The sequence below is a fragment of the Stutzerimonas nitrititolerans genome (genome assembly GCF_003696285.1).
Classification (GTDB): domain Bacteria; phylum Pseudomonadota; class Gammaproteobacteria; order Pseudomonadales; family Pseudomonadaceae; genus Stutzerimonas; species Stutzerimonas nitrititolerans.
In genome coordinates this window covers 293,689-318,784 of the sequence record NZ_RFFL01000001.1, presented here as the reverse complement: position 1 = coordinate 318,784, position 25,096 = coordinate 293,689, and the positions used below count along the sequence as shown (strand labels likewise).

At 61.6% G+C, this 25,096-nt stretch carries 22 protein-coding genes; 18 read left to right on the top strand and 4 right to left on the bottom strand.

The window, feature by feature from the left end:
* Positions 1-235: 235 nt before the first annotated feature.
* From EA795_RS01480 to EA795_RS01465, 4 genes are all read left to right on the top strand, one after another.
* Positions 236-1,243 carry a helix-turn-helix transcriptional regulator gene (locus EA795_RS01480; RefSeq protein WP_170162203.1) on the top strand — a complete coding sequence of 336 codons (1,008 nt, stop codon included), beginning with the start codon at positions 236-238 and terminating at the stop codon, positions 1,241-1,243.
* 215 nt (positions 1,244-1,458) lie between these two features.
* Positions 1,459-1,740 carry a hypothetical protein gene (locus EA795_RS01475; protein WP_122075146.1) on the top strand — a complete coding sequence of 94 codons (282 nt, stop codon included), beginning with the start codon at positions 1,459-1,461 and terminating at the stop codon, positions 1,738-1,740.
* Between the two features lie 19 nt (positions 1,741-1,759).
* Positions 1,760-4,990: a DUF726 domain-containing protein gene (locus EA795_RS01470; protein ID WP_122075144.1), complete on the top strand. Its 3,231-nt coding sequence runs from the start codon at positions 1,760-1,762 to the stop codon at positions 4,988-4,990.
* The gene (locus EA795_RS01465; RefSeq protein ID WP_122075141.1) at positions 4,990-6,693 is read left to right on the top strand and encodes a LeoA/HP0731 family dynamin-like GTPase; all 1,704 of its coding nucleotides are present in this window, start codon (positions 4,990-4,992) and stop codon (positions 6,691-6,693) included. Before EA795_RS01470 ends, EA795_RS01465 begins: the two co-directional genes overlap by 1 nt.
* A gap of 59 nt (positions 6,694-6,752) precedes the next feature.
* On the opposite strand, the gene EA795_RS01460 is transcribed toward EA795_RS01465, so the two are convergent.
* A complete protein-coding gene (locus tag EA795_RS01460; RefSeq protein WP_122075139.1) occupies positions 6,753-7,400 on the bottom strand; it encodes a HEPN domain-containing protein in 648 nt (215 codons plus the stop codon).
* A gap of 140 nt (positions 7,401-7,540) precedes the next feature.
* Here EA795_RS01460 and EA795_RS01455 point away from each other — a divergent pair, with 140 nt between their 5' ends.
* Both EA795_RS01455 and EA795_RS21145 read left to right on the top strand, forming a co-directional pair.
* Positions 7,541-7,771 carry a hypothetical protein gene (locus EA795_RS01455; RefSeq protein WP_058077914.1) on the top strand — a complete coding sequence of 77 codons (231 nt, stop codon included), beginning with the start codon at positions 7,541-7,543 and terminating at the stop codon, positions 7,769-7,771.
* A 38-nt stretch (positions 7,772-7,809) separates the two neighbouring features.
* Positions 7,810-7,947 carry a hypothetical protein gene (locus EA795_RS21145; RefSeq protein ID WP_170162202.1) on the top strand — a complete coding sequence of 46 codons (138 nt, stop codon included), beginning with the start codon at positions 7,810-7,812 and terminating at the stop codon, positions 7,945-7,947.
* A 114-nt stretch (positions 7,948-8,061) separates the two neighbouring features.
* Here the strand turns inward: EA795_RS21145 and typA are convergent, their stop codons facing one another.
* On the bottom strand, positions 8,062-9,882 hold the full coding sequence (gene typA, locus EA795_RS01450; RefSeq protein WP_058077915.1) for a translational GTPase TypA: 1,821 nt from the start codon (positions 9,880-9,882) through the stop codon (positions 8,062-8,064).
* 124 nt (positions 9,883-10,006) lie between these two features.
* Entirely contained in the window at positions 10,007-11,491 is a 1,485-nt protein-coding gene (gene thiI, locus EA795_RS01445; protein WP_122075137.1) for a tRNA uracil 4-sulfurtransferase ThiI, read from the bottom strand.
* A 339-nt stretch (positions 11,492-11,830) separates the two neighbouring features.
* Here thiI and glnA point away from each other — a divergent pair, with 339 nt between their 5' ends.
* The 5 genes from glnA (at position 11,831) to ntrC (ending at position 17,191) form a co-directional block, all read left to right on the top strand.
* Complete coding sequence (gene glnA, locus EA795_RS01440) at positions 11,831-13,237, top strand: glutamate--ammonia ligase (protein WP_014854393.1); 1,407 nt, start codon at positions 11,831-11,833, stop codon at positions 13,235-13,237.
* A 150-nt stretch (positions 13,238-13,387) separates the two neighbouring features.
* The gene (locus EA795_RS01435; RefSeq protein WP_014854394.1) at positions 13,388-13,915 is read left to right on the top strand and encodes a DUF4124 domain-containing protein; all 528 of its coding nucleotides are present in this window, start codon (positions 13,388-13,390) and stop codon (positions 13,913-13,915) included.
* Positions 13,912-14,547 (top strand): DUF4124 domain-containing protein, encoded by a 636-nt coding sequence (locus EA795_RS01430; protein ID WP_122075135.1) that lies wholly within the window; start codon positions 13,912-13,914, stop codon positions 14,545-14,547. Before EA795_RS01435 ends, EA795_RS01430 begins: the two co-directional genes overlap by 4 nt.
* A gap of 134 nt (positions 14,548-14,681) precedes the next feature.
* A complete protein-coding gene (glnL, locus tag EA795_RS01425; protein ID WP_014854396.1) occupies positions 14,682-15,761 on the top strand; it encodes a nitrogen regulation protein NR(II) in 1,080 nt (359 codons plus the stop codon).
* Complete coding sequence (gene ntrC, locus EA795_RS01420; protein ID WP_122075133.1) at positions 15,758-17,191, top strand: nitrogen regulation protein NR(I); 1,434 nt, start codon at positions 15,758-15,760, stop codon at positions 17,189-17,191. The genes glnL and ntrC overlap by 4 nt, the downstream gene beginning before the upstream one ends.
* A gap of 870 nt (positions 17,192-18,061) precedes the next feature.
* Here the strand turns inward: ntrC and EA795_RS01415 are convergent.
* A complete protein-coding gene (locus tag EA795_RS01415; protein ID WP_122075131.1) occupies positions 18,062-18,538 on the bottom strand; it encodes a hypothetical protein in 477 nt (158 codons plus the stop codon).
* Between EA795_RS01415 and trmL the strand changes: the two genes are divergently transcribed.
* From trmL to EA795_RS21275, 7 genes are all read left to right on the top strand, one after another.
* Positions 18,537-18,998 carry a tRNA (uridine(34)/cytosine(34)/5-carboxymethylaminomethyluridine(34)-2'-O)-methyltransferase TrmL gene (trmL, locus tag EA795_RS01410; RefSeq protein ID WP_065984478.1) on the top strand — a complete coding sequence of 154 codons (462 nt, stop codon included), beginning with the start codon at positions 18,537-18,539 and terminating at the stop codon, positions 18,996-18,998. The two genes, EA795_RS01415 and trmL, sit on opposite strands and share 2 nt — an antisense overlap.
* Positions 18,999-19,141: 143 nt before the next feature.
* Positions 19,142-21,451, top strand: coding sequence for an FdhF/YdeP family oxidoreductase (locus EA795_RS01405; RefSeq protein WP_122075129.1), 2,310 nt, complete (start codon positions 19,142-19,144; stop codon positions 21,449-21,451).
* A gap of 207 nt (positions 21,452-21,658) precedes the next feature.
* Entirely contained in the window at positions 21,659-22,195 is a 537-nt protein-coding gene (gene hslV / locus EA795_RS01400; RefSeq protein ID WP_014854401.1) for an ATP-dependent protease subunit HslV, read from the top strand.
* A 26-nt stretch (positions 22,196-22,221) separates the two neighbouring features.
* Entirely contained in the window at positions 22,222-23,565 is a 1,344-nt protein-coding gene (gene hslU / locus EA795_RS01395; protein ID WP_122075127.1) for an ATP-dependent protease ATPase subunit HslU, read from the top strand.
* A gap of 80 nt (positions 23,566-23,645) precedes the next feature.
* On the top strand, positions 23,646-24,020 hold the full coding sequence (locus EA795_RS01390) for a gamma-butyrobetaine hydroxylase family protein (RefSeq protein WP_122075124.1): 375 nt from the start codon (positions 23,646-23,648) through the stop codon (positions 24,018-24,020).
* Between the two features lie 149 nt (positions 24,021-24,169).
* Positions 24,170-24,862 (top strand): alpha/beta fold hydrolase, encoded by a 693-nt coding sequence (locus EA795_RS01385; protein ID WP_205891461.1) that lies wholly within the window; start codon positions 24,170-24,172, stop codon positions 24,860-24,862.
* Complete coding sequence (locus EA795_RS21275) at positions 24,811-25,038, top strand: alpha/beta fold hydrolase (RefSeq protein ID WP_349771809.1); 228 nt, start codon at positions 24,811-24,813, stop codon at positions 25,036-25,038. The genes EA795_RS01385 and EA795_RS21275 overlap by 52 nt, the downstream gene beginning before the upstream one ends.
* Positions 25,039-25,096: the final 58 nt, after the last annotated feature.

The window sequence follows — 25,096 nt, the reverse complement described above, 5'->3', positions numbered from 1 at the left end:
CCCATATGGACAACGTTTCCTCTCTTCATATAGAGCGCGACGCAGTGGGCCGCTAAGTCGCGACAAGAATTGTCGCCTAGTTTTGCCATTATCCAGCCAGCACCACGGCAGTATCTACCTGATTCCATATAGGCGCCGCCGCAGAGATGGCCAAATGCCATTTCCCGTCGTACATTCACCTACGAATGTCTGGCGCCTGAGCCCTGACGCAAGCGAACGTTTACAAGGCAATTGCATGGCAGAAGCGAAGGACACGTTACTCAGACAGCTCACCTTGCTGCGTCTGATCCCCAAACTCCCCCATTACACCTCGTCACAGACCTTGCACGAAAAGCTGTACGAGCGCGGCTTCAAGGTGGACCTGCGCACCGTACAACGGGATCTGAACCGACTATCGACAACCTTTGCATTGACCAGCCAGGAGCACGGCGGGCGCAATAAATGGAGCCACTCAGAGGACACGCCACTCGACCTCGGAGCCATGGAACCCGACACTGCACTGGCCCTTTATCTGGCCGAGAGCCACCTGAAGAACTTGCTGCCGCAAAGCGTGCTTGATCTGCTGGGCCCGCAGTTCAACAAAGCCCGCAACTACCTCGACGAACTCGACCAGAACAACCTCGCCCACTGGGCACGGCGCGTACGTGCCCACCCCAACGGCAAGGCCCTGTTACCCGCCCAGGTGGATGCGGGCGTCTGGCGCGAGGTATCCGTCGCCCTGCTGGAGCGCCAACAGCTCAAGGTCGATTACCTCAGCCGCAGTACCACCAAACGCAAGGAAATGCTGCTCCACCCCGCCGGACTGATCTCGCGCCACTCCATCAGCTACCTGATCGCCAGCGTCGATGGCTATTCCGACCTGCGCCAGTTCGCCCTGCATCGCATTCAGAGTGCCGAGTGCCTAGATGCCGCAGCACAACAGACCGAACCCCTCGACCTCGACCACTACATCCGCCTCGGCGGCTTCAACTCACCGGCACCAGTGAAAGAAGTAGATCTGGTTGCCGACGTTTCACCGCAAATTGCCTGGCTGCTGAGTGAGACACCGCTAAGCCACGAACAAAGCCTGGAACCGCTGGAAGGCAGTGACTGGCAAAGGCTACGCGCGAAGGTGCCGGATGATCAGGAGACGCTGTGGTGGGTGTTTGGGTTGGGGGAGAATGTGCGCGTAGGGGAGCCACAGAGCTGGATGCAGGCTATCAGGGAAAAAGCCGTCAGGCTGGGGGCGCTGTATGCCCAATAAGGACGGCAGAGTAACGGCTGGACAAGCCAGCCGGCACCTTTGCCGCTGCCAAGATCATTCGCACGACGGAAGCCCGGCAATGAAATTGCTCACAGCTCAGCCTGGCTGTGCCAGCTAGCAGCGCAAATTCATTTTCGACTTTTTCACATCACTGACAGGGCCTGTCCTGTCAGTTTTTTCACATACCGTCAAAAACCAAATAACACAGGTACAGCATGGGTGCAGTCGTTGGCGTCATCGTTTTTCTCATGGTTTTTCTCATCGTGCTGGGCGCGTTTTACAACATCATCGAGCGTGGTGCCGCCTCACGCCTGCTGCGCCCCTACATCGGCCTTTTCCTGATAGCCGCGCTGGTAGCCGCCCTCGGCGTGATCGTCGGCGCATTGTTCGGCGGTGGGCAGAGCGTCCTGTTCTTTATCGCCAGAGTCATTGCCGCGCTCACCTGCGTCGCCCTGTGCCTGCATCTGATCGTCATCATCGGTAAAAAATGGCTATGAAACACAGGCAAGAGCACGCATGAGCAAACGATTCGACTTCACCACACAACACTGCGGCAACTCGACCGAAGCGAACATCTTCATCCACGGTTACAGCGCCGGACATAACGACAGCGACCGCCAAACACTGCTCGGGAGCATTCCCGAGTCCTTTCACCAGCACACCAACATCTTCGCGTTCTGGCCATCAAGCCACTACGCACATTTTGATCTTGCGTCGCTTTTGAACATCAGCACAGGTCTGAGTCTGGTTGCACTGCCTGCCTCAGGAGCCATGCGCGGCTTCGGTCTTGCAGGCAGCCTCGCCAAAGACAGGGTTAACAACTTTACCGAGGCGCGCACACGGGCCGAGCACATGGGCGCGCTGCTATTTATCCAGCTCTACGAATACCTCAAGCAACACCATCCAGAAATCAACACTCTCAATCTGATCGGCCATTCGCTTGGTGGCCGATTGGTCGTCAGTAGCCTACGAACCCTCAGAACCAACCTACATCCACGCCTGACGGTCAACGACGTCCTGCTGATGGCCGCCGCTGTTGAGGTGCAACCCGGCGAAGCACATAGCATGCGTAGCCTGATCAAGGGCCGCCTGATCAACGCCTACTCCACGGACGACTGGACACTACTGATGCCGCTGGATGAGAAGTGCTTGGGGCGGCGCGAGGTCGAGCACTTCGAGAACATGCAGATCGACGAATTCGGCCACGGCGATTACTGGAGAAAGCTGCCCGAGGTGTTCAGCCGCACGGCATTCAAAACAAACTCCGCCGCCCCGACTCATGCCACCACCATAACGACTCAAACCCTACCTATCGAATTTCCCAGCAATGAGAACGCTATGCCCCTAGAACTCAAAACGCCCAGCGAGATTTACCAGCGAATCAACAGCGAACTGCTGCAGATCGTCACTGCATTGAACAGCCAATCCAGCGACGCCACCCTGAACAAGGCACAGAACGATGCCCGCGAGCTGCTCACCCAGTATCAGACCGAACTGCACACGCAGTTGGCCGAACTGGAAAAAAATGCCGAGTGGAAAACCTTCACCATTGCCTTCTATGGTGAAACCGGCGCGGGTAAATCGACCATCATCGAAACCCTGCGCATCCTCCTGCAAGAGCGCAGCAAACTCGCCAACCAGCAAGAATTCCGCGAGCTGCGCGAGCGCTACGGTCTGAGCGAAGAAAAACTGCAACAACTTCGACAAGCCATCGAACAGGCCGACGCACGCCTAGACGAACTGGCGCAGCAACTGAATGCTGCGCTGCAACTCTATGAACAGCCGTATCTGATCGCCCAGCAAGCCATTGAGCAAGCCGACCGCCAACAGAGCGAACGTGCACAACGCCTGACTGCCGAACTCCAACAACACGAACGGCAGCACGCCGATACCATCGCAGCAGCCACACAACTTCAGGCGCTGATCGCCAAACGCAAACACACCGCCTCTCTATGGCAGAAGCTGCTGAATCTGTTCAGCAAAACGCCGGAAGAAATCGAACTAAGCCAGATCCAGAGCAAGCTTTGCGCAGCCATTGCCGCGCGCGATGAAACCCGCACAGCCCTGTCCTCCGAACAGGATCAGGCCAATCAGAACAGGCTCTCCCTGGAGCGGCAACTAAGCGAGATTGCCAGGGATCGCGATAACACCAGCGCGGCGCTACTCGTACAGCAAGCCGAGGCAGAGCAGAACAAACTCGCCCTTGTCCAGCAACACCAAAGCATCGCCAGCCAGATGGAGGAACTGCTGGCCGAGCTGGAACAACACGCCGACGGCGAAATCATCGGCGATGGCCGTGCCGACTTCACCCGGCAAACACAGCGCTATGACTTCGAACTAGATGGTCAGCCCTTTGCCCTGCTAGACGTACCCGGCATCGAAGGTAAGGAGGGACTGGTACTCGGTCAAATTGAACAGGCTGTGCAAACTGCACATGCGGTGTTCTATGTCACCAACCAGGCTGCGCCGCCACAAACCGGCGACGAGCAGCGCAAAGGCACGCTGGAGAAAATCAAGGAACACCTGGGTGCGCAAACCGAGGTGTGGACGATCTTCAACAAGAAGATAACCAACCCCAAACACTCCCTGACTGGCCGCCCACTAACCTCTGACGACGAAAATATCAGCCTGAACGGGCTGAACGAAAAAATGCGCGAACAGTTGGGCGAGCATTATCGCGAGGTATTCCCGCTCACCGCACTCCCCGCTTTTCTCGCCTCAACCGATCACTTCGCACCGCAATCGCAAAACGCCAGGCGGCGCAGCAAAATTCTCGAAGACTTCGCCGCCGACGATCTGCTGGAAAAATCCCGTCTGCATGCCTTTCTGCAATTTCTCAGCGGCCAGTTGATTCGTGACAGCAAAGCCAAGATCACCCGCGCCAACTTCAACAAGGCCAAGGATGCACTCGACCAGGCTCGCGAAGTTCTCGATGGCGAGCAACGCAAACTTGCCGAACTATCGACACAGCTCAAGCACGACGCAGACAGCGCCAAGACTCAGTTGAACAGCAGTTTTCAGGCCCTGAAGACACGCCTGGAGGCCGGAGGTGAAACGCTGATCGACAATTTTGCCAGTAGCGTACGCAACAAGGTTTATGCACTTATCGACGACGACATCAGTAACGACTACTTCAAGGGCTCACTCAGGGACAAGATCGATACTGAACAGCAGAAACTGAATGAAAGACTACCCGAGGCCCTAGGCAAAGAGGTTGAGGGTTTTCAGAAAGATGCCGAATACATCATCAACCGTTTCGAGAGCCAGGCCCAAGAACTGACGGCCATTTACAGTAAGTTGGGCCATACACGGCTCAACGAAAAATTCAACTTCAAAATAAAAATCGACAACGGGATCAAAGTTGCTGGGTTGTTAGGTGGTCTTATTGGCATCGCGCTGGCACCTTTCACAGGTGGAGCCAGCCTGTGGCTAATGGGCCTCTCTGGCCTTACCATGCTGGTCTCGGTCGGAAAGGCCCTGTGGAGCGCTTTCAGTTCGGATTACAAGAAGTCTCAACAGCGCAAATCCACCGACGACAACCTGCGCAACATTACCCAGCAATTACGTGACTCGCTCCTCGATGGCCTGAAGAATGCGCTATCAGAGATACAGCAGAAAATCGACCAGATCGAACAAGCCCTCGAGTCCCCCGCCAAACAGGCCGACACGCAAGTGCAGGCCCTGATCCGCTCGGTCCATCAGTTGAACGCCCTCTCCCGTCAAATCGACAACGCAGGAAAACGGTAATGGAAAACACCCTCGATACTTTCAAGGCCCAACAAGAGCGCACACTGCAACTGCTCGGCAAACTGCAGCACTTCCTCAGCCAAGGTGCGGAGGCTGGCGTATCCATCGATCCTGCCCTGAATAGTAAGCTGCAAAACGCTATCGCCAGCGTATCCGGCGAGAAACTCAAGGTTGCCCTAATCGGCGGCTTCTCCGAAGGCAAGACCTCGATCGCGGCAGCCTGGATGGAAAAGCTGGACAAATCGAGCATGAAGATCAGCCACCAGGAGTCCTCCAACGAGGTGAAGGTCTACGAAGTCGGCGACGATTTCGTGCTGATCGACACCCCTGGCCTGTTCGGCTTTAAGGAGCAGGAAAACGCCGAAACCCACGCCATCGAGAAATACAAGGACATCACCAAGAAGTACGTCAGCGAAGCGCACCTCGTGCTCTATGTGATGAACTCCACCAACCCCATCAAGGAAAGTCATCAGGACGACCTGACCTGGCTATTTCACACATTGGAGCTGTTGCCGCGAACCGTTTTCGTCCTCAGCCGCTTCGACGAAATAGCCGACGTGGAAGACGAACAGGACTACCAGCACCACCTGCGGATCAAGCGCGACAACGTGATCTGCCGCCTGCGTGAGCTGGTAAAACTGAGCGATCAGGAAGTCGCCGAGCTGTCCATTGTCGCCGTGGCCGCCAACCCATTCGACGAGGGCATGGAGCACTGGCTGGCGAACATCGAGCAGTTCAAGGAACTGTCGCATATCGCCACCCTACAAACGGCCACCACCGATAAGATCCGGCAAAACGGCGGCAGCACCGCGCTGGTCAACGAGATGCGTATCAGCGTAATCAGTGACGTGCTCAGCAAGCAATTGCCCATTGCCATCGAAAACGATCAGAAGGTTTCCCTGGAAGTCGCCAAACTTGGTGACCTCAATACCCGCCTGACAAGCCAGCTAGGCGCTACCGGACGACAAATCGAAGACGCGCGCATCAGCCTGCGCGAGTTCGCCACGCGCTATTTTTCCGACCTGATCCTACAGGCCAAGGGCTGCGCCCTGGAAACCTTCGGTGACTTCTTCGAGCGTGAAGTCGGTGCCGAAGGCGTCATCGTAGCTAACCGCCTGCAAAACGAATTCAGCCGCCAGACCCAATCCATCACCTTTGAAGTAGAGAAAATGCAGGTCGGCTTCGATAGCGAGGTCAGCCACTTCAACACCACCGTCAAAGCACTTGGCAAGCAGGGCATCAACCATGCGCTCAAGGGCAATCTAATCAACAACACCACGGTGCTGGCCGCCCGCGACGGACTCGTCACCGTAGCCAAGACGGTGGGCATGGATATCGGCAAGTACCTTAAGTTCAAACCCTGGGGCGCGGTGAAGTTCGCCAAGGGTGCCAACGGTGCACTGGCATTTCTCGGCGTTGCCCTCGAAGCCTGGGATAGCTGGGAGCAGTACAAACGCGAAGCAGCCTTTAAAAAAGCCGTCACGGAGATAGTCGAGAATTTCGAGAAACAGCGGCAGGATTTTGTTGCTCTCATCAACTCCGAAAGCTTCAAGGAAGATTTCTTCCCCAGCTATTTGCTGCTCAAGGAGCAACAGCAGGAGTTGCAAGGCAGCCTGCATGAAAGCCGTGAGCGCCAGCAACGCTTCCAAGCATGGCGCGCCGAGGCGGAGACCATCGACGCGGAATTCAGAGCACTAGACTGACCCTGCTTGTACGCTCGCAGCGCAATGCTGCGGGCGCTATCGATCATAAGCTCGTAGGGTTACCGCACCACCGGATAACAAGCATCCCCCCACAAGGTGTCCGGGCTATCCATCATCAGCGCGATGATCACCGGCACCAGCTTGCCCAGCAGGCTAGTGCAGTCACGCAGCTGTCCACGGTTGATCGCGCCGTTCCAAGTAGCGCCGCCGTGGATGAGCTGGTTGCGCAGGGTGTAGAGGCGGTTGAACAGCACGCCCAGGAGTATCGGAGTGTTTCCGCTGGCCAGGGCCTGCTGGGCAGCCCGCTTGCCACCGGCGAAACGGTTTTTCCAATTGGTCTCGTCGATCTTGCCGCTCTGGTGATCCCAGAAGCTCTGGAACACGTAGGGGTTGTCCAGCAGCACGCGGATGCTGCCGGAGAACTCCTGCCAGACCAACGCGTCGATGCGCTTTTTCTTATCCAGCGCACAAAGCTTCTCCAAGAAGGCCTTGAAGGTTTCCTGTTCCGACAACCGTCGCTGCTCGTCGATCTCGGTGGCGTAGGCGGCGTTGAAAGCGATCCAGAAGAAGATGAAACGGCCATCGAGGTCATCGGCCTGTTCGGCCCGGTCAAGCCAACTCAGGGCACGGTGGACGCGCAAGCGCAGATTGGGATGTTGGCTTTCGCGCTCCTGCCGATGGCGCTGCTTCAGAACCTGAAACTGCATATTGCTCTCCTTGAATGATGGCAGAACCATAGCAGAGCACAGCGAAGCAACTCACCTGAAATCCCCCGGAAACGATGACGACACAATCTGTCGTGCACTTGCGGCACAGTCTCCAGCAATCCGAATGCTGGAGTCCAAACATGCCAATGCCACCCCGCCCGCACTCCCGTCCTCACCCCCGCACCTTCATCTGCCCTGCCTGTAACTGGAAGCGCACCCCCATTCCGCTGAGCGATTGCCTTATGGAAGGTCGGGACTGGTTCAGCGACTGCCCCAAGTGTCGGCACGACGAACTTGAAACCCGGCTAGCAACCCAGGCCGAGATCATGAAAGAGCGACTGGCCAATTTTCTGAACCCGCTGCACCACTGAAGCCGTACCACCGATGCCGCTACCAAGGAGTACCCGCCATGCTTAAGAACATCCTCGCCACCGTCGGTCTAGCCGTAGTCGCCAAGGCAGTCTATGAGCATTACTGCGAATACCGGGAGCTGAGGCGCGAAAAGGCGGAGCGGGAAAAAGCCTGTCGCCCATCCGAGCCCGCATAGGCGCCCATCTCGAAGCTACAGACGCTTCGCGGCTGAAGCCGCTTCTGCAAGCGCCCCACGAAAAAGCCCCGCCCGGATCACTCCGGGCGGGGCTTTTACTTGCAGCTTGTCGCCTTAGACCTTGCTGCGCTCGAAGCGCTTGCGGTCGTTCTCGTTGAGGAACTTCTTGCGCAGGCGGATGGACTTGGGCGTCACTTCCACCAGCTCGTCGTCGTCGATGAATTCCAGCGCCTGCTCGAGGGTGAACTTGATCGGCGGTACCAGGGCGATGACTTCATCCTTGCCGGAGGCGCGCATGTTGTCGAGCTTCTTGCCCTTGGTGGGGTTGAGTACCAGATCGTTGTCGCGGCTGTGGATGCCGCACAGCTGGCCTTCGTAAATCTCGTCGCCCGGCGCCAGAAACAGCTTGCCACGCGCCTGCAGGGTTTCCAGCGAGTAGGTCAGCGCGGTACCGGTAGCCATGGACACCAGCACGCCGTTCTGGCGATTGGTCACTTCGCCGGCCTTGATCGGGCCGTAGTGGCTGAAGGTCGAAGTCAGGATGCCGGTACCCGAGGTCAGAGTCAGGAAGTTGTTACGGAAGCCGATCAGGCCGCGCGCCGGGATGGTGTATTCCAGGCGCACGCGGCCCTTGCCGTCGGGGATCATGTTGGTCAGGTCGCCCTTGCGCAGGCCCATCTGCTCCATCACCGGGCCCTGGTGCTGCTCCTCGATGTCGATGGTCACGTTCTCGTACGGCTCCTGCTTCTCGCCGGCCTCGTTCTCGATGATCACCACTTCCGGGCGGCCCACGGCCAGCTCGAAGCCTTCACGGCGCATGGTTTCGATCAACACCGACAGGTGCAGCTCGCCACGACCGGATACCTTGAACTTCTCGGGGCTCTCGCCCTGCTCGACGCGCAGCGCCACGTTGTGCAGCAGCTCCTTGTCCAGGCGATCCTTGATGTTGCGGCTGGTGACGAACTTGCCTTCCTTGCCGGCGAACGGCGAGTCGTTGACCTGGAAGGTCATGCTCACGGTCGGCTGGTCGACGGTCAGCGGCGGCAGCGCCTCGACGGCGTTCTGGTCGCACAGGGTGTCGGAGATGTACAGCTCGTCCATGCCGCTGACGCAGACGATGTCGCCAGCTTCGGCTTCCGGCACTTCCACGCGCTGCAGGCCGGAGTGGCCCATGATCTTCAGGATACGGCCCTGGCGCTTCTTGCCGTCGGTACCGATGGCGGTCACCGGGGTATTGGTCTTGACCTTGCCGCGCTTGATGCGGCCCACGCCGATCACGCCGAGGAAGCTGTTGTAGTCCAGCTGGGAAATCTGCATCTGGAACGGACCGTCAACGTCGACGACCGGCGCCGGCACGTGGTCGACGATGGCCTGGAACAGAGCGTCCATGTTGTCGTCCAGCTTCTCGTGGTCGAGGCCGGCGATGCCGTTCAGGGCCGAGGCGTAGACGATCGGGAAGTCCAGTTGCTCATCGGTGGCGCCGAGGTTGTCGAACAGGTCGAAGATCTGGTCGATGACCCAGTCCGGACGTGCGCCGGGACGGTCGATCTTGTTCACCACCACGATCGGACGCAGGCCGGCCTTGAACGCCTTCTGGGTCACGAAGCGGGTCTGCGGCATGGGGCCGTCCTGGGCGTCGACCACCAGCAGCACGGAGTCGACCATCGACATGACACGCTCGACTTCACCGCCGAAGTCGGCGTGGCCGGGGGTATCGACGATGTTGATGCTGTAGTCCTTCCACTTCAGCGCGGTGTTCTTGGCCAGGATGGTGATGCCACGTTCCTTTTCCTGGTCGTTGCTGTCCATCACGCGCTCGTTCTCGAGCTCCTTGCGGTCCAGGGTGCCGGACAGGCGCAGGAGTTTGTCGACGAGGGTGGTCTTGCCGTGGTCGACGTGGGCGATGATGGCGATATTGCGGAGATTCTCGATCACTGTTGGGTACCTAAAAAGAAGCTGGAAGCTTGAAGCTGAAAGCTGGAAAGTAAAAGCAGCACGCCCGAACAGTCAGGGGGGTGCTTGCGCCTGATGACGAAATGGCTGGTTGGACAGATGCTCTTCACTTCGAGCTTCCAGCTTCTGGCTTCAGGCTCACAGGTCGATAGACCCGCACGTTCTGGTGCCCCTCGCTCAACAGATGGTGAGCATGCAGGCGGCTCATGACACCTTTATCGCAATACAGCAGGTACTGGCGGTTTTCATCCAGTTCCTTGAAGCGATTGTTGACGGCGTAGAAGGGCATCGTCTGCACTTCGATACCGGTCAGTTGCAGAGGTTCGTCCTCGGCGGCATCGGGGTGGCGGATGTCGAGCACCACCTGGCCGGCAGTCGCCGTGGCGACTTCCTCGACCTTGATGTCTTCGCCCAGCTCGTCGATCACTCGGTCGATGGCGACCTGGCGGGCGTTTTCCAGGGCGCGCTCGAGCACCTGCATGTCGAACTGCTTCTCTTCGTGCTCGACGCGATAGCGCTTGGCGCGGGTGGTCGGGTTCTTCGAGATCACGCCGCAATACTCGGGCATGTTCTTGGCGAATTCGGCGGTGCCGATCGCGAACGCGGTGTCGATGATGTCCTGCTTGTGCGCGGCGATCAGCGGGCGCAGCACCAGCATGTCGGTGGCCGAGTCGATCACCGAGAGATTGGGCAGGGTCTGGCTGGAGACCTGCGAGATCGCCTCGCCGGTGACCAGCGCATCGATGTGCAGGCGTTCGGCGATCTGCGTCGAGGCGCGCAGCATCATGCGCTTGAGGACCACACCCATCTGGCTGTTGTCGACCTTGTCGAGAATCTCGCCGACCACTTCCTCGAAGGGCACGCTGATGAACAGCACGCGATGAGAGCTGCCGTACTTCTTCCACAGATAGTGGGCGACTTCCATCACCCCCAGCTCGTGGGCGCGGCCACCGAGGTTGAAGAAGCAGAAGTGGGTCATCAGGCCGCGGCGCATCATCTGATAGGCCGCCACGGTGGAATCGAAACCGCCGGACATCAGCACCAGGGTCTGCTCCAGCGCACCCAGCGGGTAGCCGCCGATGCCGTCGTGCTGAGCATGAACGACGAACAGGCGCTGATCGCGGACTTCCATCCGCACTTCGATTTCCGGTGCCTTCAGAGAGATGCCTGCCGCGCCGCACTCCTCGCGCAGGCGGCTGCCGACATGGCGCTCCACGTCCATCGAACTGAAGGAGTGCTTGCCGGCGCGCTTGCAGCGCACTGCGAATATCTTGCCCGGCAGGCGACCGGCGAAGTGCGCCTTGCACTTCTCGAAGATGTCATCCAGATCGCCCAGCGGATACTCGTGCACTTCGAGGCAATGGGCGATGCCCGGCGTGCAGCGCAGGCGTTCGATCATCTCGCGCAGAGTCTTCGTGTCGCCGAGCGCCGTCTCCACCTCGATGTTGTCCCACACCCCTTCCACCCGCAATTCGGGATCGAGGTCGCGCAGCACGGTGCGGATGTTCTTCGCCAACTGACGAATGAACCCCTTGCGCACCGGCGGGCTCTTGATGGTGATTTCCGGGAAAACCTTGACGATCAGCTTCATGAAAACGCGCGCGCCAGTGAGGCGAAAAAAGAGGGGGGCGGAGTATAGCGGAAACTGATCAACAATTAGACGATTTTCTCCACCGGCAGGCCGCGCACCAAAAATGCTCGGCGCGGGAGCGTTTCGCACAACTTCGGTGCGATAAATCGTTCAGAATACGCGCTGCTCTCGCGACGTCCCGGTCGAAGTCGCGAAGGCATGCGGCCAGCCCCAAAAAGGGGCGCTGGCATGCAATTTGCTCTCTTGTGAGCAAGGCCGCCTTGCCGGACCATCCGCCGCTTGGCTTCACCCCCGACTTTCGGAAGCCACCTGTCAACGCTTCCACCACTGGAGAGCACCATGTCGAAGTCGCTTCAACTGATCAAAGATTACGATGTGAAGTGGATTGATCTGCGCTTCACCGATACCAAAGGCAAGCAGCATCACGTGACCATTCCTGCCCGTGATGCCGAGGACGAAGACTTCTTCGAACACGGCAAGATGTTCGATGGCTCGTCCATTCATGGCTGGAAAGGCATCGAAGCCTCCGACATGATCCTGATGCCGGTCGACGAGACCGCCGTGCTCGACCCCTTCACCGAAGAGCCGACCCTGATCCTGGTCTGCGACATCGTCGAGCCGAGCACCATGCAGGGCTACGACCGCGACCCGCGCTCCATCGCCAAGCGCGCCGAGGAATACCTCAAGTCCACCGGACTCGGCGACACCGTGTTCGTCGGCCCGGAGCCGGAGTTCTTCATCTTCGACCAAGTGAAGTTCAAGTCCGACATCTCCGGCTCGATGTTCAAGATCTACTCCGAACAGGGCTCCTGGATGACAGACCAGGACGTCGAAGGCGGCAACAAGGGCCATCGCCCGGCCGTCAAGGGTGGCTATTTCCCGGTTCCGCCGTGCGACCACGACCATGAAATCCGTACCGCCATGTGCAACGCCATGGAAGAGATGGGCCTGGTCGTCGAAGTGCATCACCACGAAGTGGCGACTGCCGGCCAGAACGAAATCGGCGTCAAGTTCAACACCCTGGTGAAGAAGGCCGACGAGGTCCAGACCCTCAAGTACTGCGTGCACAACGTCGCCGATGCCTACGGCAAGACCGCGACCTTCATGCCCAAGCCGCTGTACGGCGACAACGGTTCCGGCATGCACGTGCACATGTCCATCTCCAAGGATGGCAAGAACACCTTCTCCGGCGAAGGCTATGCCGGCCTGTCCGATACCGCCCTGTACTTCATCGGCGGCATCATCAAGCACGGCAAGGCGCTGAACGGCTTCACCAACCCCTCGACCAACTCCTACAAGCGTCTGGTCCCGGGTTTCGAAGCACCGGTGATGCTGGCCTACTCGGCGCGCAACCGCTCCGCCTCGATCCGCATTCCCTACGTGTCCAGCCCCAAGGCTCGCCGTATCGAAGCGCGCTTCCCGGACCCGGCCGCCAACCCCTACCTGTGCTTCGCCGCACTGCTGATGGCGGGCCTGGACGGCATCCAGAACAAGATCCACCCCGGCGATGCCGCCGACAAGAACCTCTACGATCTGCCGCCGGAAGAAGGCAAGCTGATCCCGCAGGTGTGCGGCAGCCTGAAGGAAGCCCTGGAAGAGCTCGACAAGGGCCGCGCGTTCCTGACCAAGGGCGGCGTGTTCAGCGATGACTTCATCGATGCCTACCTCGAGCTCAAGAGCGAGGAAGAGATCAAGGTGCGCACCTTCGTGCATCCGCTGGAGTACGATCTGTACTACAGCGTCTGATTCACCTGCCTCACGACAAGGCCTCCTTCGGGAGGCCTTGTTCGTTTCCGGCGCCAGCAACCCGCAGGCGTTCGCAAATCTCATCGAACCGACTTGCCTGCAAGCCAGGGCGGTGCAAGGCTTCAGCCTTCAAACCTCGCGGAGCTTCCCATGCGCACTGCATTGTTCGGCCTGCTTCTGATCCTCAGCGTCCCGGCGTTGGCGCAGATCTACAAATACACCGACGACAAGGGCAACACCGTCTACACCAACCAGCCGCCGGACGGGGTCGCGGTGGATACCGTCGATCTGCCGCCGGCCAACACCGTCAACATCCGCACACCCGAGCCACCGCCGCCGCTGGCCAGCGACCAGGAAGACCAACGGCAGCAGCCCTACCGCAGCCTGTCGCTCGGCGGCATACCGGACGAGGAGGCGCTTCGCGCCAACAACGGCACCTTCGTCGTCACCGCGCAGCTCGACCCGATGCTGCAACGAGGTCACCGCATACGTTTCCTGCTCGACGGCATTCCCCAGGCCGCGCCGGGCACCGCCACGGCGCTGCAACTGAACAACGTCGACCGCGGCACCCATGTGCTGTCGGTCGAGGTACTGGCGGACAACGACCAGGTGATCCAGCGCGCCGAACAGCAGTTCACGGTGCAGCGCGTGCACACTTCGAGTCCCGGACGGCCATGAGAGCTGCGTTGCGCGGTGCCTGGCTCGGCCTGCTACTGGCCTGCGCGCTGCCCGTCGGCGCCCAGGTCTTCACCTATGTTGACGAGGACGGCAACCGGGTCTTCACCGATCGCCCACGCAGCCAGGCGGCGCAGGCCGTGGAGAGCCGCACGACCAACAGCATGCCGGCCATGCCGGTGGCGCCACGTTCACCCGAAATGGTGCAAGCGGATGCCGAGCCAGCGGCTGGCTACGCACAAGTGCAGATCCTTGCGCCCGCCGATGACGCCACCATCCGCAACAACGCCGGCAATCTGGAAGTGGCCGTCGACAGTCAGCCGCCGCTGCACACCGGCCACCTGTACCGCATCACCCTGGACGGCTCCCCGGTGGGTGAAGCCAGTACCAGCCCGCTCCAGCAGCTGCACAACATCGACCGCGGCAGCCATCGCTTGCAGGTCGAGATCGTCGATGCGCAAGGCAAGACGATCCAGCACAGCCCGTCCCACACCTTTCACATGATGCGCACCTCGCTGGCCCAGCGGCGCATGGTCAAACCCTGCAAGAAGGACGATTACGGCGTGCGCCCGGAATGCCCGCTGAAGGACAAGCCGCCGGAAAAGAAAAACATTCCCTTCGTGCCCTTTATCTGAGCATTCTATGCACCAGCTTGGTGCACGCTCAGCGTCCGCCTCCCGATCCGGCCAGCACCGCGACCGCATGGCGTGCATCCCGCAGTCTGGTTTGCTTCTTGCATTTCCAGCCTACCTACCGGATGCAGACAGCCATGATCAACGAAGCCCTGCAACGCCTGCTGATCGAAAACCTCACCACCGCAACGCTGCTGCTCGACGCCCGCCTGCGTCTGCAATATATGAACCCGGCGGCGGAAATGCTGCTGGCCGTCAGCGGCCAGCGCAGCCACGGCCAGTTCATCAGCGAACTGTTCACCGAATCCGCCGAGGCTCTGGCGGCGCTGCGCCAGGCAGTCGACCAGGCACACCCCTTCACCAAGCGCGAGGCCACCCTGACGTCGGTAAGCGGCCAGACGCTGACCGTCGACTACGCGGTAACGCCGATCCTCACGCGCCGCGAAACCCTGCTGCTGCTGGAAGTGCTGCCGCGCGACCGCCTGCTGCGTATCAGCAAGGAAGAAGCCCAGCTGTCCAACCAGGAAACCACCCGCATGCTGGTGCGCGGCCTGGCCCACGAGATCAAGAATCCGCTGGGCGGCATTCGCGGTGCGGCGCAACTGCTGGCCCGCGAGCTGCCCGAAGAACAGCTGCGCGACTACACCGAAGTGATCATCGAGGAAGCAGACCGGCTGCGTAACCTGGTGGACCGGATGCTCGGCTCGAACAAGCTGCCATCGCTGGGCATGACCAACATCCATGAAGTGCTGGAGCACGTCGCCAGCCTGATCGAGGCCGAAAGCCAGGGTCGCATCATCATGGCGCGCGACTATGACCCGAGCATTCCCGAAGTGCTCGCCGACCGCGAACAGCTGATCCAGGCGGTGCTCAACATCATGCGCAACGCCATGCAGGCGCTGACCACACAGACCGAAATGGGTCTGGCGCGCCTGAGCTTGCGCACCCGCACGCTGCGCCAGTTCACCATCGGCCATGTCCGCCATCGCCTGGTGGCGCGCATCGAGATCATCGACAACGGCCCCGGCATTCCCGGGGAGCTGCAGAACACCCTCTTCTACCCGATGGTCAGCGGCCGCCCGGACGGCACCGGTCTGGGCCTGGCCATCGCCCAGAACATCATCAGCCAGCATCAGGGGCTGATCGAATGCGAAAGCCATCCCGGCCACACCGCCTTCTCGATCTTCCTGCCGCTCGAACAAGGAACAGGCGCATGACCCAAAACGAAACCGTCTGGATCGTCGATGACGACCGTTCCATCCGCTGGGTGCTGGAGAAAGCCTTGCAGCAGGCCGGCATGATCACGCGCAGTTTCGACAGCGCCGATGGTGTGCTCGGCCCGCTGAAGTCCCAACAGCCGGACGTCATCCTCTCGGACATCCGCATGCCTGGCACCAGCGGCCTCGACATGCTGGCGCAGATTCGCGCGCAGCATCCGCGCCTGCCGGTCATCATCATGACGGCGCATTCGGACCTCGACAGCGCGGTGGCCTCCTACCAGGGCGGTGCCTTCGAGTACCTGCCCAAGCCCTTCGACGTCGACGATGCCATTTCGCTGGTCCGCCGCGCCTGCCAGCATGCCCGCGAGCAGCTGCACCTGCAGACGCCCGCGGAGACCCTGCCGACGCCGGAGATCATCGGCGAAGCGCCAGCCATGCAGGAGGTCTTCCGCGCCATCGGTCGCCTCAGCCATTCCAACATCACGGTGCTGATCAACGGCGAATCCGGCACCGGCAAGGAGCTGGTCGCCCATGCGCTGCACCGTCACAGTCCGCGCGCCAATGCCTCCTTCATCGCCCTGAACATGGCGGCGATTCCCAAGGACCTGATGGAGTCGGAGCTGTTCGGCCACGAGAAAGGCGCCTTCACCGGCGCGGCCAACCAGCGCCGTGGCCGCTTCGAGCAGGCCGACGGCGGCACACTGTTCCTCGACGAGATCGGCGACATGCCGGCCGACACCCAGACGCGCCTACTGCGCGTGTTGGCCGACGGCGAGTTCTACCGCGTCGGCGGACACACGCCGGTGAAGGTGGACGTGCGCATCATCGCCGCCACCCATCAGGACCTGGAGTCACTGGTACGGGCCGGCAAGTTCCGCGAGGACCTGTTCCATCGCCTGAACGTCATCCGCATCCATATCCCGCGCCTGGCCGATCGCCGCCAGGACATCCCCGCCCTCGCCGCCCACTTCCTGGCCAGTGCCGCCCAGGAGCTGGCCGTGGAAACCAAGCTGCTGAAAAGCGAAACCGCGGAGTTCCTGCGCAACCTGCCCTGGCCGGGCAACGTGCGCCAGCTGGAAAACACCTGCCGCTGGATCACCGTGATGGCCTCGGGCCGCGAAGTGCACATCGACGATCTGCCGCCGGAGCTGCTCAGCCAGCCCGCCGAAGCACTGCCGGCGGTCAACTGGGAGCAGGCCCTGCGCCAGTGGGCCGACCTGGCGCTGGAGCGCGGCCAGTCCAGCCTGCTCGACGAAGCCATGCCGGCCTTCGAGCGGACCATGATCGAAATCGCCCTCAAGCACACCGCCGGCCGTCGCCGCGATGCCGCCCTGCTGCTTGGCTGGGGCCGCAACACCCTGACGCGCAAGATCAAGGAACTGGGCATGGAAGGCGACGGCCCGGAAGAGGAAGAAGAGGAAACGTGACAGCAGCGCAAGGGGCTGGTGACGTTTCGCTCGTGGCCGCGACTGAGGCTATTTTTGCGCGAGGAGTTAAGTTTGGTCGCTCCAAATAAACGACAAGTAACGCCGCATCACGCAAAAAATGGATCTTCGCATTTAGGGGGACATGGGCTACCGGACTGGCAAGTTTGGGTGGTGCTGTCAGCTGGCTTAGGCTTTTAGCTTGGAGGTCAGGGCGCTTACCGAGTGTGCTGATGCTCCTGGTTTCGGCCCCCCGGCCGAGTCACTTTCTCTTGTCTGGCCAAGAGAAAGTGACCAAAGAGAAGGCCACCCCGACATCCGGGGCTGGCCTGCGGCCAGACTCCCCTCGTTCCGATGCCGCTCCGGGGGCCGTCACGAAGGGACGTCCCTGTCCCTTCGCTCCTCGCTCGGCGTCCTGCCTCGCGTCCCCCTGCGCAACACCTCCACTCGGCCTCCTGACGGGGAACGGGGTCCGAGTCGCCTGAAAGATCGTTGATGTTCACTTGGTTGGCTTTGCTTTCTTTGCACAAACCTTCAGGCGACACCAACCGCCCCTTTCAGGAGGGTGAGTGGAACCGTTGCGTAAGGGAGCGAGCCGCATGGATGCGGCGAGAGGCTTAAAGGGCCAGGGACGGCCCTTGTAAGCCGGCCCCTGGAGCAGCGGTGGAGCAAACGAACCCTGCGCAAAGCGCAGGGCCGTATGTAGGGGCAAGCGTTTTTGGTTACTTTTTTCGCGACTGAAAAAAGTAGCTCGCCCAGCAGGGCGAAACCCGCGCCATCGAGCAACTCGACAAACGCTCATGAAAGCGCAACTTTCATTCACACCCAAACTTGCCAGTCCGGTGTCTAAAAAGCGCGATGAGCCCAAAACACCTAGGGCGTCGCCGGACTCACCTCGAGCACCATCCACCAACCGCCGTCACGCTCCTCACCCTGCCACTGCACGCGCAGCGCACGCACGGCGACGAGGTTCACCAGCAGCCCGCGCTCGCTGGGCTGGATGCGCCAGCGTACCGGCATGTCGTCTATGCGCAATTCCCCCTGCTGGTCCCACCCTTCGGCCTGCACCAGCATGCCGAAGGCACCATCCAGATATTCCTGATGCAGCGCCGGTTCGCGATCGAAACGCAGCTGCAGCCCCTCCGGCAACGCCTGTACGGCTTCGAGCCGCACCGGACCGGGGTCCACCAGGCGGCCGATCAACAGCCCGAGCAACAGCCCGATCAATACCAGCGAGGCGAAAAAACGTAGGCGCAGACGCGGCCTTGGATCGTACGGCGCGGGGCCGCCTGCCGCAGGATCGCCTGTCGCAGTAGAATGCTTGCCGCTTTCAGACCTGGTGACACCCATGTTCCACGTGATCCTTTTCCAGCCGGAAATTCCACCCAATACCGGCAACATTATCAGGCTCTGCGCCAATGCCGGCTGCAGCCTGCACCTGATCGAACCGCTGGGCTTCGAACTGGACGACAAGCGCCTGCGCCGTGCCGGCCTGGACTATCACGAATACGCACCGCTCAAGCGCCATCCCGATCTGGAAACCTGCCTGGCCAGCCTCGGCCATCCCCGTCTGTTCGGCTTCACCACCAAGGGCTCGCAACCCTTCCACGAGGTCGCCTTCCAGCGCGGCGACGCCTTCCTGTTCGGCCCCGAAAGCCGCGGCCTGCCTGCCGAGATTCGCGATGCGCTGCCGAACGAGCGCCGCCTGCGCCTGCCGATGCGCCCCGACTGCCGCAGCCTGAACCTCTCCAACACGGTCGCCGTCGCCGTTTATGAAGCCTGGCGCCAGCTCGGCTTCGCCATGGAGTGACGGAGCACGGTCATAAACGGTAAACAAAGACGCTGAACGAAGATTACGGAGCCCACGTCGTAATCAGTGCCTGTCTTCCAATAATCAGTCCATGACCAGACAGGCCACACAGAACTCCATCGCGCGAGCAACAGGAGAACGACGTGAGCCAGCCTACCTTCAAGCCTTATCGCGCACCCTCCGGTGGCTGGGGCTCGGCCTATTCGGTCGCCAACATCCTGATCCGCGAGAAGATTCCGCTCGCCGGCGCCGCGCTGCTGCTCAAGCAGAACAAGCCCATCGACGGCTTCGCCTGCGTCAGCTGCGCCTGGGCCAAGCCGCATCCGCCGCGCACCCTGTCGTTCTGCGAGAACGGCGCCAAGGCCACCGCCTGGGAAAACACCACCCGCCGCTGCGGCCCGGAATTCTTCGCCACCCACCGCGTCACCGAACTGCTCAACTGGACCGATTTCGACCTGGAGCACCAGGGCCGCCTGACCCACCCCATGCGTTATGACACCGCCAGCGACACCTACCGGGCAGTGAGCTGGGAGCAGGCCTTCGCCGAGATCGGCCAGGAGCTCAAAGCCATGGAAGCCCCCAATCAGGTGGTCTTCTACATGTCCGGTCGCGCCTCGCTGGAAACGGCCTACATGTATGGCGTGCTGGCGCGGATGTATGGCACCAACAACCTGCCGGACAGTTCCAACATGTGCCACGAAAGCACCTCGGTGGCGCTGCCGGAGAGCATCGGCGTACCCGTGGCGACCGTCACCCTGAACGACATGGAGAAGACCGACGGACTGTTCTTCTTCGGCCAGAACACCGGCACCAGCAGCCCGCGCATGCTCCACGAACTGCAGGAAGCCCGCGAGCGCGGCGCCGAAATCATCACCTTCAACCCGATCCGCGAGCGCGGGCTGGAGCGCTTCGTCGATCCGCAATCACCCAGGGAAATGCTCACGCCGGACAGCACGGTGATCAGCACCCAGTACCACCAGTTGGCCATTGGCGGAGACATCGCCGCCATCACAGGCGTCTGCAAGGCGCTGTTCGCCATGGACGACGAGGCGCAGGCAGCGGGTAAACCACGGGTGCTCGACGTCGACTTTATCGAACAGCACACCCATGGCTTCGAGGCCTTCGAGCGGCACGTGCGCGGCTATGCCTGGTCGGTGCTGGAACGCCGCTCGGGCCTCAGCCGCGCGGCGATGGAAGCCGCCGCCACCGCCTATGCCGGCTGCCAGCAGGTGATCGTCGCCTACGGCATGGGCATTACCCAGCATCGGCATGGCGTGGAGGCGGTGCAGATGCTGGTCAACCTGCTCCTGCTGCGCGGCAACATGGGCAAGGAAGGTGCCGGCATCCTGCCGGTGCGCGGCCATTCCAACGTGCAGGGCCAGCGCACCGTCGGTATCACCGAAAAGGCGGCGCAGGTACCGGTCGACAACCTGCGCCGGCAGTTCGGCTTCGAGCCGCCGAGCGAGGATGGCGTCAACACGGTAGAAGCCTGCGAGGGCATCATCGACGGCAGTATCAAGGGCTTTATCGCCATGGGCGGCAATTTCGTCCGTGCGGTGCCCGATACTTCGCAGATCGAACCGGCCTGGCGCAGGCTGCGGCTGTCGGTACAGGTCTCTACCAAGCTCAACCGCAGCCATCTGGTGACCGGAGAGGTGTCCTATATCCTGCCATGCCTGGGCCGCACCGAAATCGACCGCCAGGCCACCGGCGAGCAACGCCACACCACCGAAGACAGCACCGCCTGTATCCGCGCCTGGCGTGGCGCGGCAGAGCCGGCCGGTGAACTGCTGCTGTCGGAGCCGACCATCGTTGCGCGACTGGCCAAGGCCACGCTGGTGGACAATCCAAATCTTGACTGGGACGCCTGGGTCGGCAACTACGACCTGATCCGCGAGGCCATCGCCGAGAGCTATCCGGAGATCTTCCACGACTTCAACGTACACATGATGGAGCCGGGCGGCTTCCATCGACCGTTGGGCGCCAGCCAGCGCCGCTGGGACACCGAAACCGGCAAGGCCAACTTCATCAACCCGCCGGAACTGGCAGCAGACCCGGATACCGAGGAAGGCGGCCACGAGCGGCACGATGTGCTGCAGATGATGACGCTGCGCAGCAACGACCAGTTCAACACCACCGTCTACGGCTACGACGACCGCTTCCGCGGCATCCACGGCACTCGCGCGGTGATCATGATGAACCGCAACGACATCGTCCGCCTGGGCCTGGCCGAAGGCGACCAGATCGAGGCGGTGACCGAGGTGGACGATGGCGTGCATCGATCGGTCGGACCGCTGCGCGTGACGCCCTACAACATCCCCGAAGGCTGCTGCGCAGGCTACTACCCCGAGTGCAACGTACTGCTGCCGGTCTGGCACCACGCCAAGCGCAGCAAGGTGCCGGCGGCGAAATCCATTCCGGTGCGCCTGCGCAAAGTCATCGCCGCTGCCTAAAGCCAATCAAAATCCTGCCCACCTCGTACTGTAGGGCCGAATTCATTCGGCCACAGAGCCGCCAAAGGCCGAACAAGTTCGGCCCTACAACATCCTGTGCATGCCAGATTGCACCCAACGCAAACCTGGCCGGTTGAAAAGCCTTGCCGCCTGCCCCATATCAACCGCATTCGGGCATCGATGCCCCGCCGCGTGGAGATTTCCCCCTTGACCACCATCGTTTCAGTACGTCGCAACGGCAAAGTCGTCATGGGCGGCGACGGCCAGGTTTCCCTGGGCAACACCGTCATGAAGGGCAACGCCAAGAAGGTCCGCCGGCTCTACCACGGCCAGGTGCTGGCCGGTTTCGCCGGCGCCACCGCCGACGCCTTCACCCTCTTCGAGCGCTTCGAGGGCCAGTTGGAGAAACACCAGGGCCATCTGGTGCGCGCCGCCGTCGAACTGGCCAAGGACTGGCGTACCGACCGCACCCTGAGCCGCCTGGAAGCCATGCTCGCCGTGGCCAACAAGGACGCATCCCTGATCATCACCGGCAACGGCGACGTGGTGCAGCCCGAGGACGATCTGATCGCCATGGGCTCCGGCGGCGGCTTCGCCCAGGCCGCGGCCATGGCGCTGCTGCGCAAGGGCGGAGACGAGATGTCCGCCCAGGACATCGCCGAGACCGCGCTGAACATCGCCGGCAGCATCTGCGTCTTCACCAATCAGAACCTGACTATTGAGGAATTGGATAGCGCCGTCTGAGCGCGTCCGATTCCGGAGTACCGAACATGTCCATGACGCCCCGCGAGATCGTCCACGAACTCAACCGCCACATCATCGGCCAGGACGACGCCAAGCGCGCCGTGGCCATCGCCCTGCGCAACCGCTGGCGGCGCATGCAATTGCCGGCCGAGCTGCGCCCGGAAGTCACGCCGAAGAACATCCTGATGATCGGCCCCACCGGCGTCGGCAAGACCGAGATCGCCCGCCGCCTGGCCAAGTTGGCCAACGCGCCTTTCATCAAGGTGGAAGCGACCAAGTTCACCGAGGTCGGCTATGTTGGCCGCGATGTCGAGTCCATCATCCGCGACCTGGCCGACGCCGCGCTGAAGATGCTGCGCGAGCAGGAAGTGCAGAAGATGCAGCACCGCGCCGAGGACGCCGCCGAAGAGCGCATCCTCGACGCCCTGCTGCCCCAGGCGCGCCCGGTGGGCTTCAGCGAGGAACCGGCACCGAGCAACGATTCCAACACCCGCCAGCTGTTCCGCAAGCGCCTGCGCGAAGGCCAGCTGGACGACAAGGAAATCGACATCGAGGTTGCCGAAAGCCCCGCCGGCGTCGAGATCATGGCCCCGCCCGGCATGGAAGAGATGACCAGCCAGCTGCAGAACCTCTTCGCCAACATGGGCAAGGGCAAGAAGAAAGCCCGCAAGCTGAAGATCAAGGACGCGCTCAAGCTGGTGCGCGACGAGGAAGCCGCGCGCCTGGTCAACGAGGAAGAACTCAAGGCCCGCGCGCTGGAAGCGGTAGAACAGCATGGCATCGTCTTCATCGACGAAATCGACAAGGTCGCCAAGCGCGGCAACACCGGCGGCGCCGACGTGTCCCGCGAGGGTGTGCAGCGCGACCTTTTGCCGCTGATCGAGGGCAGCACGGTCAACTCCAAGCTGGGCATGGTCAAGACCGACCATATCCTGTTCATCGCCAGCGGTGCCTTCCACCTGTCCAAGCCGAGCGACCTGGTGCCTGAACTGCAGGGCCGTCTGCCGATTCGCGTGGAACTCAAGGCGTTGTCGCCGGAAGACTTCGAGCGCATTCTCAGCGAGCCGCACGCCTCGCTCACCGAGCAGTACCGCGAGCTGCTGAAGACCGAAGGGCTGCATATCGAGTTCGCCGCCGATGGCATCAAGCGCCTGGCCGAGATCGCCTGGCAGGTCAACGAGAAGACCGAGAACATCGGCGCGCGCCGCCTGCACACCCTGCTCGAACGCCTGCTGGAGGAAGTCTCCTTCAGCGCCGGCGACCTGGCCGGCCAGCAGAACGGCGAGCCGATCCGCATCGACACCGCCTACGTCAACGAGCACCTGGGCGAGCTGGCGGCAGACGAGGATCTTTCGCGGTACATCCTTTAACCGGTGAAGAGGCTGGAGGCTGGACGAAAAAGCGTCCGTCGTTCAGCCTCCCAGCCCCCAGCCTCTTTTCGGTTTTTCTCATGCGCATCCCCACCCAGATAAAACTCCGCAAGGCCTCGAAAACCCTGGAACTGGAATACGGCCCCAACGAGCGCTACAGCCTGCCGGCCGAGTTCCTGCGGGTGCATTCGCCCTCCGCCGAGGTCCAGGGCCACGGCAACCCGGTGCTGCAGACCGGCAAGATCAACGTCGCGCTGGAAGGCGTGGAGCCCGCCGGGCAGTACGCGCTGAAACTGACCTTCAGCGACGGCCATGACAGCGGCCTCTACAGCTGGGAATACCTCGACCATCTGTCGCGCAACCAGCAGTCACTCTGGGACGACTATCTCCAGGCCCTGGCCGAAGCTGGCAAATCCCGCGACCCGGATATCTCGGCGGTCAAGCTGATGCTTTGAGGGTGGCTCGGCTGCGTTGCATGGCAGCCACCCCTGACCTTTCCCGCCCAGTGGCAGCGGAAACGACGAGCGCGCCGACACGCACGCGGTCAAAGCTCAGGTTCGAACGTAGTCAATCGCCCATCACCTGCGACTACCGGAGCCCAGCCATGCCCGTCTGCCATGTTACCCACCACCGTCTCGATCTCGACGGCATCGACATCTTCTACCGCGCCGCCGAGCCGCAGGACGCGCCTGTCGTGCTACTGCCTCACGGTTACCCTTGCTCGTCCTATGAATTCAGGGGCCTCATGCCGTTGCTTGCCGACCGCTGGCGGCTGCTCGCGCCGGATTTCCCAGGCTGCGGCTACAGCGCGACGCCGGACGACTTCGCCTACGATTTCGATGGCTATGCCGATTTTCTCGAGCGCTTCACCCGCCACCTGGGCATCGAGCGCTTCGCGCTCTACCTGCACGACTTCGGTTCGCAGATCGGCCTGCGCCTGGCCATCGCCCAGCCGCAGCGCATTACCGCGCTGATCGTGCAGAACGGCGACATCTACGAAGACCAACTGGGACCCAAGTACGCCGCGCTGCAACGCTTCTTCGCCAACCCGACCCCGCAGGCGCGCGCCGGGCTGGCCGACGCGGTCAGCCTCGAAGGCTTCGAGGAGGAGTTTCTCAACGAAGTGGAGCCGGAACTGGCCGAACGCATCCCGCCGGATCTCTGGCACCTGCATTGGGCGCTCATGTCGCCGCGCCGCAAGGAAATCGCGGTGCAGGTGATCGCGGGGCTCAAGGAGAACCTGGCCTGGTTTCCCCGCTACCAGGCGACCTGCGCGACCACCAGCCTCCCACCCTGATCGTCTGGGGCCCTCGCGACGGCTACATGCCCGAAGGGTCGGCACGGGCCTACCTGCGCGACCTGCCGAACGCCGAGTTGCACCTGTTCGAGGATGGCGGCCATTGGCTGCTGGAAACCCACCTCGATGAAGTGGCGCGCCTGTCGCGGGATTTCCTGGAACGGAATCAGCGTTGAACGAGGAGCGCACTCGGCGACGGGTCTGGCAAGCGCCAATCCGCACGATGGAAGCCGA